This window comes from candidate division WOR-1 bacterium RIFOXYB2_FULL_36_35 (assembly GCA_001771505.1).
GTDB lineage: Bacteria > Margulisbacteria > WOR-1 > XYC2-FULL-46-14 > XYC2-FULL-37-10 > XYB2-FULL-36-35.
The window spans coordinates 38,569-52,883 of sequence record MEUA01000024.1; the positions used below are offsets into that span (position 1 = coordinate 38,569).

At 37.2% G+C, this 14,315-nt stretch carries 10 protein-coding genes; 9 read left to right on the top strand and 1 reads right to left on the bottom strand.

Annotated features, from left to right (window positions below; all coding sequences use genetic code 11):
• Nucleotides 1-2: 2 nt before the first annotated feature.
• The 5 genes from A2290_08930 to A2290_08950 all read left to right on the top strand — a co-directional run bounded on the left by A2290_08930 (nt 3) and on the right by A2290_08950 (nt 7,465).
• Nucleotides 3-749: a 3-oxoacyl-[acyl-carrier-protein] reductase gene (locus A2290_08930; protein OGC15174.1), complete on the top strand. Its 747-nt coding sequence runs from the start codon at nt 3-5 to the stop codon at nt 747-749.
• A 97-nt stretch (nt 750-846) separates the two neighbouring features.
• The gene (locus tag A2290_08935; protein ID OGC15175.1) at nt 847-1,089 is read left to right on the top strand and encodes an acyl carrier protein; all 243 of its coding nucleotides are present in this window, start codon (nt 847-849) and stop codon (nt 1,087-1,089) included.
• Nucleotides 1,090-1,111: 22 nt separating this feature from the next.
• Nucleotides 1,112-2,068 (top strand): 2-nitropropane dioxygenase, encoded by a 957-nt coding sequence (locus A2290_08940; GenBank protein ID OGC15176.1) that lies wholly within the window; start codon nt 1,112-1,114, stop codon nt 2,066-2,068.
• Nucleotides 2,068-3,312, top strand: coding sequence for a beta-ketoacyl-[acyl-carrier-protein] synthase II (locus A2290_08945; GenBank protein OGC15177.1), 1,245 nt, complete (start codon nt 2,068-2,070; stop codon nt 3,310-3,312). Before A2290_08940 ends, A2290_08945 begins: the two co-directional genes overlap by 1 nt.
• A gap of 10 nt (nt 3,313-3,322) precedes the next feature.
• Nucleotides 3,323-7,465 (top strand): hypothetical protein, encoded by a 4,143-nt coding sequence (locus A2290_08950; GenBank protein OGC15178.1) that lies wholly within the window; start codon nt 3,323-3,325, stop codon nt 7,463-7,465.
• 26 nt (nt 7,466-7,491) lie between these two features.
• Here A2290_08950 and A2290_08955 read toward each other — a convergent pair whose 3' ends face one another.
• Nucleotides 7,492-9,699, bottom strand: coding sequence for a hypothetical protein (locus A2290_08955; protein OGC15179.1), 2,208 nt, complete (start codon nt 9,697-9,699; stop codon nt 7,492-7,494).
• A gap of 119 nt (nt 9,700-9,818) precedes the next feature.
• On the opposite strand from A2290_08955, the gene A2290_08960 reads away from it, so the two are divergent.
• From A2290_08960 to A2290_08975, 4 genes are all read left to right on the top strand, one after another.
• Entirely contained in the window at nt 9,819-11,000 is a 1,182-nt protein-coding gene (locus A2290_08960) for a hypothetical protein (protein ID OGC15180.1), read from the top strand.
• Nucleotides 11,001-11,216: 216 nt separating this feature from the next.
• Entirely contained in the window at nt 11,217-11,954 is a 738-nt protein-coding gene (locus A2290_08965) for a hypothetical protein (GenBank protein OGC15181.1), read from the top strand.
• Nucleotides 11,955-11,974: 20 nt separating this feature from the next.
• Nucleotides 11,975-13,135, top strand: coding sequence for an LL-diaminopimelate aminotransferase (locus tag A2290_08970; protein OGC15182.1), 1,161 nt, complete (start codon nt 11,975-11,977; stop codon nt 13,133-13,135).
• 131 nt (nt 13,136-13,266) lie between these two features.
• Complete coding sequence (locus tag A2290_08975) at nt 13,267-14,133, top strand: 4-hydroxy-3-methylbut-2-enyl diphosphate reductase (protein OGC15186.1); 867 nt, start codon at nt 13,267-13,269, stop codon at nt 14,131-14,133.
• Nucleotides 14,134-14,315 lie beyond the last annotated feature (182 nt).

A 14,315-nucleotide genomic window follows, 5' to 3' on the forward strand; every position in this document is an offset into this window, starting at 1 on the left:
TTATGAAATTAAAAGATAAAGTAGCTTTTGTTACAGGGGCTGCCCAGGGGATTGGAAAGTCTATTGCGGAAGCTTTGGCGAGAGAAGGGGCGGATATCATAGTTTCTGATATCAACCTTGAACTTGCGGTGCAAACTGCCGCTGAGATAGAAAAAATCGGGGTTAAAACAATGGCGCTTAAAACAAATGTTTCCGATTTTTGTGACGTTGAAAACGGAGTTGAGCAATCAGTTAAACAGATGGGGAAAATTGATATTCTTGTAAATAATGCTGGCATTACGCGGGATACATTGCTTATGAGAATGAAAAAAGAGGATTGGGACGCAGTGATCAATGTAAACTTAACTGGTGTTTTTAATTGCACTAAAATTATTTCTGCTTTGATGATTAAGCAACGTTCTGGTAAAATAGTCAGTATTGCGTCTATTGTTGGAGAGATGGGGAATGTGGGACAGACAAATTATGCTGCTGCCAAAGCAGGGGTTATTGGGATGACAAAGACAGTGGCTCGGGAGCTAGCTTCAAGAGGTATTTGCGTAAACGCTGTAGCTCCGGGATTTATTCAAACGGCAATGACAGACAAGCTTAGCGAAGATGTTAAAAATAAAATGGTCGAAGTTATTCCATTAAAGAGAATGGGAACGCCTACAGAAGTTGCAAAGGCTGTCTTGTTTTTAGCTGGGCCTGATTCAGATTATATTACGGGCCAAATCATCAATGTTAACGGTGGAATGCTAATGAATACCTGATAAAGTGTACAGTGAACAGTAAAAACAAGAAATAGCTTACTACTGTACACTGTAAACAATAAACTGTAAACTTATTACAAAAAAGGAGGAAAAGTAAATGAACGAGAATGAAGTGTTAGAAAAGGTAAAAAAGGTAGTTGTAGAACAGTTGGGAGTTTCTGAGGCGGAGGCAAAAAAGGAGTCTTCCTATGTTGATGATTTAGGAGCTGATTCTTTGGATACGGTAGAATTGGTAATGGCATTGGAAGAGGCTTTTGGTACTGAAATCCCCGATGAAGATGCTGAAAAGATTAAAACGGTTGGGGATACGGTAACTTATATAATGTCACATCAAAAATAAATTTTAATAAGGTTATAATTATTTGAAATTACCTCAATTAAAAATAGGAGATTTAATCGCGCAGGTGCCGATTATTCAGGGGGGGATGGCAGTTAGGATTTCCACGGGAAATTTGGCAGGTGCTGTTGCTGCAGCACAAGGGATAGGTGTAATTGGCGCTTCAGGGATGACTTTTGATGAATTGGCAGATGAAATAAGGATTGCAAGAAAGAAAGCTTTAGATGGTATTATCGCCATAAATATTATGTTTGCTGCTCGTGAGTTTTTGGGGATTGTAAATACAGCAATAAAAGAAAAGATTGACTTTATAATTACAGGAGCCGGATTTTCTAGAGATATTTTTAGAATAGGCCGTGAAAAAAATATTCCCATTGTTCCTATAGTATCTAGCGCTAAGCTTGCTAAACTTGCCGAAAAGAGCGGAGCGTCCGCGGTTATTGTTGAAGGGAAAGAGGCTGGCGGACATCTTGGAACTGATAGATCGATATTTGATATTCTTCCGGAAATTTTAAAAGCAGTGAAGATTCCTGTTATTGCTGCAGGGGGATTGGTAACAGGGGAACTTATTGCAAAAGCTTTTAGAATGGGTGCTTCTGGCGTACAGCTTGCTACAAGGTTTGTTTTATCAGAAGAGTGTAATGCTTCTTTGCCTTTCAAAAAAAGATACCAGGATGCCAGAGAAGAGGATGTTGTTTTAATTGAATCGCCGGTTGGTATGCCTGGTAGGGCTTTGCGTACCCCTTTTGTAGATGAAATTATATCTGGGACCGCGCCAAAACCTGTTGGTTGTGACTATTGCTTGAAAAATTGTTCTCTGAAATATTGCATAATACAAGCATTAATCCGTTCTCAAAAGGGTGACATTGACAATGGAATTGTTTTTTCCGGTGAAAAGGTTTGGCAGTTAAAAGATCGTAGAATTAAGCCGGCTAAAGAGATAATGAATGATATTATTTCCGAAATCGAGGAGGTCCCTTGATGGAGAAAAGAGTTGTTGTAACGGGGTTGGGAATTGTTTCTCCTATTGGTTTGAACGTGGATGAACACTTTACAAATCTTGTTAAAGGAAAAAGTGGCATTGGCAAAATAGACCGTTTTGACGTCTCTTCTTTTTCTTGTCATATAGCGGGCTTAGTGAAGGGATTTGATCCTTCTTTATATATGGATAGAAAAGAGGCAAAAAAAATTGTTAATTTTATTAAATATGCAATAGCAGCTGCAAAGATGGCTTTTTCTGATTCTGCATTCTCAATAAATGAGAGCAATGCTGATCGTGTGGGTGTTATTATCGGTTCTGGAATTGGTGGTATTGAATTTTTAGAAGAGCAGGTTAATGTTTTGAGAGATAAGGGGCCAAGCCGACTCTCACCATTTACTGTTCCTTATATGATAACAAACATGGCAGCGGGTTTGGTCTCTATACATCTTGGAGCTAAAGGGCCAAACAGTTGTGTTGTGACAGCTTGCGCTTCAGGGACCCATTGTATTGGTGATTCCTATAGAATATTGCAAAGAGGAGATGCTGATGTCATGATTGCCGGCGGAGCTGAGTGTGCTATTTCTCCTATTGGAATTGGTAGTTTTGCTGCGGCAAGAGCTCTTTCTACTTCTTTTAACGCTGATCCGGAAAAGGCTTCTCGTCCTTTTGACAAAAAAAGAGATGGTTTTGTTATGGGAGAAGGGTCAGGAATCGTTATATTGGAAGAGTTGGAACATGCCAAAGCGCGCGCTGCTAAAATTTATGCTGAAATTGTGGGCTACGGAATGAGTGGAGACGCAAATCATATAACGGCTCCAGCGCCTGGTGGGGAGGGGGCTGTACGAGCTATGCTTATTGCATTAAAAGATGCTAAGCTTAATCCTTCTGATGTTGATTATATAAATGCTCATGGAACATCTACAAAGCTAAATGATGAGTATGAGACAATGGCTATTAAAACGGCGTTTGGCGAACATGCAAAAAAAGTAGCAATCAGTTCCAATAAATCTATGACAGGTCATCTTTTGGGGGCTGCGGGAGCCATTGAAGCAGTTTCTACTGTTTTATCTATTGTTAATGATATTGCGCCTCCTACCATTAATCAGGAAGAAGCTGATCCTATTTGTGATTTGGATTATGTTCCAAATGTTGCTAGACAAATGAAAATTAATGTTGCGATTTCAAATTCACTTGGATTTGGCGGGCATAACGCTGTTATAGCTTTCAAAAAATATAAAGCGTAGAAAATCAATTTTGCTGCAAAACTTTTTGTTTGTAATCTTTTCTGTCAAAAGTTATAATTCTCCTGTAATGAAAATAAAAATTATTATTATAGGAGCGCTTTTAATTTCATTCTTTTTATTATTAGGAAGCGCTTACGCAGATCAATTCCCCAAAATAGATGTTTTTGGGTATAAAAAATGGCAGTATAAAGAGGTGAGTGTAACTCCCCGTTCTAATTACTTTCTTGGCGTTACTCTTTTGGGTGGGGGATCTTCCAATCTAACAGGAGGGCCTTGGCAAGAGAGTTTGCAACTGAAAATAGTTGGGCAGCTCAATGAAAAATTATCCGTGGCTTATGATGTTGAACAGCAACCTGAAACTCCGGATACTTACAATGTTAAAGTTAATTATGATGATAAGCATGAATTAACCTTCGGTGATTTTACTACCAGTTTTTCGGGAAATGAATTTGCCTCAGCCACAAAATTTTTAAATGGTGTAATGGTTACTTCAAAAGGCAAAAATTATGATTTTATTGCCGTCCCTTCTGCGAAACTTAAAAGTCAAATTCAACCGCTTACGTCTCAGATAGGAAATAATACTACAGGACCATATAGCTTGGGGCATGGTTCAATTGTTGAAAATTCTGAATACGTTGAACTAAATGGTATTGCTTTGGCTAGAGGTAAAGATTATTTGATCAATTATTTTGAGGGTAAAATTACATTCACAAAAATATTGACAACAACGGATACATTTAAATATAGTTATGAATATACTAATATTTTAGACCTTTTTTTCCCTTCGTTATCAAAAAAAGATTTTTTAGGGCTTCAAGGTAGAGTGATTTTGGATTCTTCATCATCATCAAAAGGTGATAGCGAACCACAACCCGTAGAAAAAGGGACTAATGAAATTTTTCCGACGACATCAAGAAATTTTACTGGACACGATTCTCCCCTTATTGATTTGTCAACTAGCGAAGCATTATCTGGCACAGAGGAAGTAAATGAAAATGAAATTTCAGATGAGATTTTGGAGGATGAATCGGTCGGAAAATATCAATTAAAAAATTTCCCCGTTGTTCAGTTTTCCGAAGCATTATTTTTTAAAGGTAGATTACTCGCTAAAAATGAAGATTATAATATTGACTATAGTAAAGGAAGCATTGTTTTGATTCTTCCTGAATTGCCAGATGATTCCTCCCGATTAGAGGTTTCTTATTCATATTATAAAACAGAAAAGACAACTGATAACATTTCGGGCAATGGAGGAAGAGGTCCTTATTCCCTGCTTAATCAGCCTATAGTTCCTAACTCAGAGAAAGTTTATGTAAATGAACGATTTGTCATTCGTGATTTTGATTATTATTTAGATAATGAAACAGGAAAGATAACTTTTAATTATAATGTTTCAAATACTTCAAATATAAGAACTTTATATTCTTATATAGTGAGAGAAGTTCCAACTCTTTCGTATCCGGATAAAAATCCGAAATCTGCGACAATCGGTTTTACTTACCTTAAGGAATCGGCACAAAAAAGCACAAGCTCTATTACTGCAACAGATGTCCAAACTTTCAGGTGGTCGGATATTGCAAGTAATGAGTCTACCATATATCTTTCTAAATTCCCGATTTTGTCAACACAAGAAGGTGGAATTCTTACGGTTTCTGTTGGCAATCAAACCTTGGTTTACGGTATAGATTATGTTATTCCTACTATTGAAGTTGCGGCTTCCGGAAATGCGCTTACTATTCCTTCCACAAAACTTGCATTTATAAATGATCCATCTGATATATCAAACGGTTACTATACAGGGACAATAAAAATGTTGACTTCCTTTAATTCTACTGCCGAGGTTTCTGTTACTTATACTTATTATAAAAATGTTATTGGGAGGTTTACCGGGACAGGGGATGGCAGCCGAGGCCCTTATTATCTTACAGGTTATAGAAATGTTATTCCAGGCTCAGAACATGTTGACGTATGGATTACAGGATCACAGACGAAAGATAATTATGTAAGAAATAGTAGTACTACTGAGGCCAATGGAAATTATTCAATAAATTATACAAGTGGAAGTCCCTCTATTATGTTTAACCAGCCATTGGATACTACAAAGAGTTTTGACGTGTATTTTCAGTATGTTGCTCAACAGTCTGATGTAAGCAGCGATATTTCTCAGGATCTTATAGGTTTTGATGCCGATGTCAAGTTTGGTGAAATTTTGCAAATGACGACTAATTATGCTCAAACTAATAATGACAAGGTTATAAGTTCTGTTTCAACAACGGAAGCTTTCTCTTTTAGCTCTACTGTAAATAGAGTTGTTTTAAGTTTTAAGCCGGTTATTGAAGGAAGTGATAATGTTTATATCAATCAAAAGCTTGTAAACAGAGATGGCGACTACTTTATAGATTATACTTCAGGAACAATAACCTTTTATAGCATTTCTTTGGGGACTCAGGATTCTGTAACAGTTGATTATAAGTATCAATCTCAAGGAGGAATTCAAGAAGGGATAACATCCAAAATTGACAAGGCTTATAAGTATGGAATTAAAAGTAAAATTGGAAAGATCTCTTTGGCGTACAACAATAAAAACATAGGGTTTGATTTCAGTCCCCTTGGGAGTACTGCTATTGGAGTTGGCTCAAATTATCAGGATTTTGCTGTTCAGCTTGAACCTTTGTCCAGTGATTTTAAAGCGGATTATTCTTATCGGGAGACGAACAATCCTATAGGCGCTTCCCGTTCCGCTTACACTCACAATTATGAGAGACTTTATAACACATCATTTACACCTTTTGGATGGGCAGGGATTGCTTTTGTAAATAGGAATCAGGAAGTTCGGGGTGATCCTGTTGATATTAATAAACCTTTAAGCGCTGACAGTTCATTAAATTCTTATTCTTTAAGCGTGGCGCCGAAAGAATACAGAATGGGATTGTTAAGAATTACTCATAAGTATGATGGGCAAAAGACTTTTTCAAAAGACAGGCTGAATTTTTCAAAAGGAGATACGACGTATGGACATGTAAGTTATGGTTTTGGTTTTACTGATCGTATAAAGGCATCTACAGATTTTCAATTATCAGAGCCAAAGATCATTAATACTCAAACTTCTGAGGTTGTAACATCATGGAAAACCATAAGAGATTTAAGTTATGATATATCTATCGATCTACCCTTCCCGAAAATACAAAAAATGACAACGTATGCTAAACAGCTTGATCATGAAGAGATAACGCATGCGCCAAGCGCCGAAAGTAAAATTAAAACTAAAAATACTACATATCATATAGATTTGAACCCCACAACAATTATTAATACAAGTTATGATTATAACAGGCAAGAAACTCCCTCTCTTGTAGTTCAGGGCAAAAACCCGAAAGATGAAAAGTTGTCAACCAGTATAAAAATTGATCCTTATTCTTATTTATCCACTAAATGGTTTTATACAGAAGACCACACTGTTCATGAGACAGGGGTGGAGAGTAGAGGCAATTCCAATACTTATAATGCCACTTGGATTCCTATTTCTTTTAATAATTTCAAACTTAATTCAAATTATACCTGGTATGGGAGTAAAGCTATTACTCCTTCAGGGACTTTTGAGGTTGCGACAGACAATCGTTCCTTTATTCAAGATTATACATTGACAATAAACCCTGCGCCTCAGATTTCTTTAGTTCCGGGATTTGTTTATGAAGATTATTTTAATGCGACTTCCACTGCAACCTCTGAACTTAAGACAAATAATCAGACCGTAAAATGTTCTCTTGCTTTTACGCCCATAGACAAGCTTGTTTTGGATGCGGAATACAATCTAAAAGTTACTACTAATATTACTGATAATCAAAATCGCCACAAGAGTTGGTCAAAAATAACTTCCAAGTACAGAGCTTTTTCTTGGGGTGAGTTGGTTCATACGCTGGAAGATGAACATAATCAGGGTGAGGTTCAAGCGGGGGGGGCTTTTCCCGAAACAGATTATTTAAAAACAATAAACACCTGGAGCTTTAATTTTAATGTTCCCCAGGAAAATCCAATTCTAAGCAGTGTAATTTTTACTGCTTCTTATAAAACAGTAAGCTTTGAAAATAAAATAAAACCTAGCGATAATCTTAATGCGAGTTCCGCCAGTTTTGATTTTACCTTGAGTTTTTAACCCCGATTATAATAATCGGGGTTAAGTTATCTTATAACAATTATCCGACCTGAACCTAAAATTTTATTATTTGAAGTTATCTTATATAAATAAACGCCATTACCGACTGTGGCGCCAAACGGATCATGCCCATTCCATGTTACTAAATTCTCTCCGGCTTTTCCTCCGTTTTGACCGCTCTGAAAAGTTTGTTTATAAACCAGTTCACCGCTTATATTGAGAATATAAAGTGAAGTCTGAAAATTGTTAGACAGGTTATAGTATATAAATGTTTCGTTTTGTGTTTTTGGGTTGAAAGGATTGGGACTTGGTTGTGAAAAACCTTGTATTTCAATAGAGGGTGTCGTTGTCGATGTAATATTAACATCTATTGTCTCAGAATTTTCACGACCGGATTTATCTGCGACAGTCAACTTTAGTTTGTATAATCCTGATAAACCTATGGTATTCCAATCTCCCAATATGTTATTTGATTTTTGGGTCGTTGATGAGGATATGTTAATAAAACTTGTATCTTGGGATTTGGCATAAGAGAGAGTATAGTAGTTAAAATTTATATCCGTCGCAATACCTAAAATAGTAACGACATCGTTTATTGCTGCGTTGTTTTCAGGCGAGGTTATTTTAGCTTTTGGTTCGGTATTGTCTATGTTGATTGTTATAGAGGCTTCCGAGGAGAGTTGTGATTGGCTTTGAGATGTTAATTTGATTATGTAGGGACCGTCTTCCTTTGTAGTTGTATCAAAAGTTCCTAATATTCCGGAATCTACACTTTGCACCCCTTCATAAAAGGTTTCAAATGTCGCGGGATTTGTTCCAGATCCTATTTGCAGTTGATATCTTGAGAAATCTGTACTTGTTGCGGTTCCTTTTATTTGTATAGAGCTATGTACATAGCTTGTATTTTCAGGTTGAGTGATTCTAGCGATTGGCAAACCTAAGGCTAAGGCTGCATTTATTCTTCCATATCCTAAAAGATTCGCGTAAGAAGGATTGAGGCTGTCTATATTTATACATGAATTCTCAATCTGGTATCTGACATTTTCTTGTGACATTGAAGGTTTTTTTGAAAGGATAAGAGCTGCTAATGCCGCAACATGGGGGGCTGCCATGGAAGTTCCGCCTTGGTTTGCATAATTGTTTGATTTCCATGTGCTAACAATATCTGTTCCCGGTGCGCATACATCAATCCACTCTCCGTAGTTTGATGCTGATAAAGGAGTGTCTGTTCCCCAATGTCCTACCAAATCATTTTGATCTGTAGCGGCAACTGCTATAACATAATCGTCATATCCTGCAGGATAGAATCTGCTGCTCTTATTTTCATTTCCAGCGGCTGCTACTAATATACATCCTCTTGAATAAGCATTTATAATAGTATCTTTTAAGTCGTCATCGTCATATTCAATGCCAAAACTCATGCTTATTATTTTAGCTCCGTTACTTGCCGCGTATTCTATTCCTCTTGAAGCATTAAGTAATGAACCATAGCCGCCCACACCCATTATTTTAACGGCCATGATTTTACAACCCCAATTTAGTCCTGCCACCCCTTTATCATTATTGGTGATGGCGCCTATAACGCCTGCTACATGTGTTCCGTGGCCGTTGTCATCTATTGGGTCGCTATCGTTGTTTTCATAGTCATAGCCTAAAATTATTTTGCCTGACAGATCTTCGTGATTATAATCTATTCCTGTATCTGCTACCGCAACAATAATTGAAGAATCTCCTGTAGTTATATCCCAGGCTGCTTCTGCGCTGATTTTTGACATATTCCACTGATAAGTGTTATAGAGAGAATCGTTTGGAGTTATAAAAGCTTTTATAATATGATTTGGATGGGCATATTCTACTTCGGAAAGTTTTTTTAATTCAGAGATAACCTGTTCTACACTATTTTCTGTGGGGAATTTTATTAAGAATATCGAGGAGAGATCCGGAATTTTAATCTGTTTGCCTGAAATAACTTTGTAAGTCTGGATCGGTGTTTTTGCATCTGGAAAGCCTTTTTCTATGCTTTTTACTTTCAGTGAAGATAGAATGTTTTTTAACACTTTTGATTTTACTGAAACAGAGTTTACAGATGAAATGTTAATACCGGAAGGAATAGTAATAGTATTACTCTTGAATTTTACAATTACTTCTCCGGAAATATATGTTGTGGAAGAAAAGCAAGCTGAAGGTAAAATTAAAAGAATGATAAAGGTTAATAATTTGAATATATTTTTCATGATATCAATTAAAAGTATATCATAAACCCCGATTATTCACCCCAATTATGATAATCGGGGTTAGTTTCTGGGTTTACCGTGGATAATCGGAGTAAATAGTGTATAATATTTTAATGTCGATGCTTGAAAATTTCAAAGAATATACTTCGCCTGTTCTTGGACGTTACTTTGATGATTTTGAAGTAACATCAGGAAAAGGTTGTTATTTATATGATATTAACGGAAAACAGTATATAGATTTTGCCTCTGGCATTGCCACTTGTTCTGTTGGGTACTGTCATCCAAAAGTTGTAAAAGCTGCTATTGATCAGACTAAAAAATTAATTCATACATGTATTGGCGTTGCTATTTATGAGCCTTATATTGATTTGGGTAAAATTATCCGATCTATAACTTCAATCTCCGAATCTCAAGTTTTTTGTTGTCAAAGTGGAAGTGAGGCAGTTGAAGCTGCGATTAAACTTGTAAGATATGCCACAAAAAAACCAGGGCTTATAGCTTTTGAAGGGGCTTTTCATGGAAGAACACTTGGGGCTTTGTCCCTTACCACATCAAAGATGAAGTATCGTGAAGGGTATGAACCTCTTTTGCCTGAAACGTATATTTCTTCTTTAGATTTGGATTCTGTTAAAAAATTAATTAATGAACATCAAATTGCCGGCATTATAGTAGAACCTATAATGGGGGAGGGGGGATATAAAGTTATCTCTTCGGATTTTTTGCAAGGGTTACGAAAACTTTGTGACCAGAGCGGGGTTTTATTAATTGCAGATGAGGTACAGTCTGGGATTGGGCGGACCGGTAGATGGTTTGCGTTTGAGTATGCAGGGATAGTTCCTGATGTTATAGTTTTGGCAAAAGGGATTGCGTCCGGATTTCCCCTAGGAGTGTGCGTGGCGTCTAAAGATTTAATGTCAAAATGGTCTCCAGGGGCTCACGGATCGACCTTTGGTGGGAATCCTGTTTGTTGCGCGGCCGCGGTTGCCACAATTAATGTTATAAAAGAAAAAGGCCTGCTTGGAAAAGCAGAGAAACTTGGAAAATATTTGATTAAGAGGCTTGAGAAACTAAAAAATAAATATTCTCAGATAAAAGATGTTAGGGGGATAGGGCTTATGGTTGGGGTGGATTTTGGGGATAATACGGTTGTTAAAAAGATCATGAACTTTTGCCTGGAAAAAGGTTTAGTTTTGATATCTACCGGTGGGGATGGGACTGTTATTAGATTTGTACCGTCCCTTATTATTAAAAAACCTCAGATTGATAAAGCTCTCGAAATATTTGAGCTAAGTTTACAATAATTCCTCTGAACCCCGATTATTCATACATCGAGGGCTTGTTGCATAATAGCGGTTTTTGCAATTTGTCATCCCCGCGAAAGCGGGGATCCATCTTGTTTTCTGAGAAATAGATTCCCGTTTTCACGGGAATGACCATTATGCAACAGACCCATCGAGTAAACCCCGATTGTCATAATCGGGGTGAAATTTCTAATAGTTGAGATCGAAAGATTTTATATGGATATTACTTATAATTTGCGTCAGCTTGACCCTGTAAGAATGTTATCTGGAGGGAGAGTTGGCAGAGTTCTTTTTTGTACCAAGAAAAATAAAAATTGTTTTGGCCAAGTAGTATTTAAAACCGTAATAAGAACTACTGTATCAATTGATGCCAGAAATTTAAGAGAAAACAGAGAAGATGGCGAAGAATATCGGGGAAAAGTTTATTTTGAAATAAAAAGAGAAATTCTTAAAGAAATAGAAGGAAATTCTTTGTTAGTATCAAAGTTACAAAAGATTAAATTTGCAGTAGGGCAAGATTTTGTAGATGATGAGAAAAGAGGATTTGCTTATGAAGGATTTTTAGTGGGAGGAGAGTGGGTTGAAAAGGCTTATGATCTTGACGGATTGATTCATAAAAAAGAGACCCAACAATTTTTCTGGAGCTGTTTGTCTTTTGTTTTTTTGACGGTTTTAGCTCCGGACGAGAAATATTGCTATAATGATTTTTTTAGACAGTTTCGGGGGAGAGCTTTAGGATGGGGAAGACAAAGGCAGTGTGGGGTTTTATTTATAAAAGGTATGGGAATCCAAAGATTCAGCAATGTTTATAAGTCAATAAGCTTGATTGCGAGGAGAATCTCAGCGCCAAAAACAGGTTTTACGGGAGGTCATGGCACAGGAGAATTTATGGACGGATTGTTTGTGTGGATACGAAAAAATCTTAGAGAGTCGGAGAAGTCGAGATTAAATTAGCCTTATGTTATAATTAATTCATGCGTAAATCAAAACGTTTAGACAAAATACCGCCATATTTATTTGTTAAAATCGAAGAAAAAAAAGCAGAGCTTATCGCAAAAGGGATAGATATCATCGATTTTGGGATCGGGGATCCCGACCTCCCCACACCAGACCACATTTTTGAAAAGATGCATGAGGTTTTAGAAACAAAGGAATCCGCAAATTATCCGAGTACAAAAGGAGAGCTCTCTTTCCGTAAAGCTGTTGCAACCTGGTACAAAAAACGTTTTAACGTTGAGCTTAATCCAAACAATGAAGTATGCTCTCTCATAGGTTCAAAAGAGGGCCTTGCACATCTTACATTTGCTTTTATTGATAGAGGTGATATCTCTTTGGTTCCTGATCCTGCTTATCCTGTTTATGGTATATCAACCACACTGGCGGGTGGAGAAACTTATAATTTGCCTCTTACAAAGGAGAATCACTTTTTGCCTGATTTAGAATCTATTCCAGACGATGTCATTAAAAAAGCCAAAATTTTATATGTGAACTACCCAAACAACCCGACGGGGGCGGTCGCAGATAAAGCATTTTTTGAGGAGGCTGTTGAGTTTTGCAAAAAGAATAATTTACTCCTTGTCTCCGATCTTGCTTATTCAGAAATGGGGTATGATGGATTTCAACCGATGAGCGCTCTTGAAATATCAGGGGCAAAAGATGTAACTATAGAATTCCATTCGCTCTCAAAGACTTACAATATGACAGGCTGGCGAATCGGGATGGCGGTTGGGAATAAAGAGGCTGTACAAACTTTGGCGACAATAAAATCAAATATTGATAGCGGGGTATTTAAAGCAATCCAATTTGCGGCGATAGAGGCTTTAAGCGGATCTCAAAATTGTGTTGTGGCAAATAATGAAATATTTAGAGAACGGAGAGATGTTTTATTTGAGGGGCTTAAATCTTTGGGGTTTGATTTTCCAAAACCAAAAGCTACTTTTTATATGTGGGTTCCCACTCCAAAGGGGGAGACATCTGCATTTTTTTCTGAAAAGCTTTTAGAAAAATGTGGCATTCTTGTAGTTCCCGGAATAGGGTATGGAGCTTCAGGAGAAGGATATGTACGGTTTGCTATTACTCTGCCTAAAGAGAGAATTTCTCTTGCCATTAAAAGGATGAAGGAGCAAGGGATCTAAGTATAACAAAAAAGCCCGAACAGGCTCGGGCTTTTTATTCTCTTCCCAACGGTCTAATATTTTCTATATATATATCGTACAATTTTGATAGGAATTTCACATTATCTTGGAATTCTTCTATAATGATACATATGCAAATTTTAATGGCTGAATACGCGGGATTTTGTGAAGGGGTGGAGAGGGCTTATCGAATAGCTCTTGAGCAGACAAAAACCCACAAACAAATCTTTATGCTTGGCAATCTAGTACACAATACTCAAGTTGTCAGGAAATTCGAAGAACTAGGAGCCAGAATTGTAAAAGCTGTTTCTGAAATCCCTCAAGGGACGGACGGAATTATTATTATTTCAGCGCATGGGGTTTCTCCTTTGGTTTACGACGAAATTAACAAGAAAGGGCTCGAACTTGTTGATACGACTTGCCCTTGGGTAAAAAATGCCCAAAAACTATCCAAGAATCTTGCTGAAAAAGGAATACAGGTTATAGTTGTAGGAGACAAGAACCATCCTGAAGTTAAAGGGATTGTTGCATGGTCGGGAGGGAGAGCGCTGGTGGTTGAGGAGCCGGAAGATTTGGCCTCTATAAAACTTGCCGGCAAGGTTGGCGTTATTGCTCAAACAACCCAATCTGAAGCAAATTTTGACAAAGTGGTAGAAGAACTTAAAGAAAAGACAAAAGATATTATTATCCATAAAACGATATGCGGAGCGACAAGCAAAAGGCAAAAGGCGGCGATTGATATTGCCAAAAAAGTTGATCTGATGCTTGTTATTGGTGATCTCAAAAGCGCTAATACAAACAGGTTGACGGAGCTCTGCAAAAAAACAGGGGCAGAAACGCATCAAATCCAAACGGCTTTGGAATTGGATGGCAAGTGGCTGGCAGGGAAAGCTAAAATTGGCATTACCGCAGGAGCCTCAACCCCCGATTGGGTGATTGATGAAGTGATCAAGAACTTAGGGAATCAAGAAAATTTGCTATTGCATAACTGCAATTAACATGAATAACTTAACCCCGATTATTCATAGACTAACAAAATTTTAACAGTCTATTGGAAAATTCCTTAGGTATGAATAATCGGGGTTAACAACATAAAATAATGACTTTGTGAATTTTCCATCCTGGATTTCTCTGCCCTCACCCAATCTTGAAATAGTTTGAGAACTGGTAGGCATTTCAC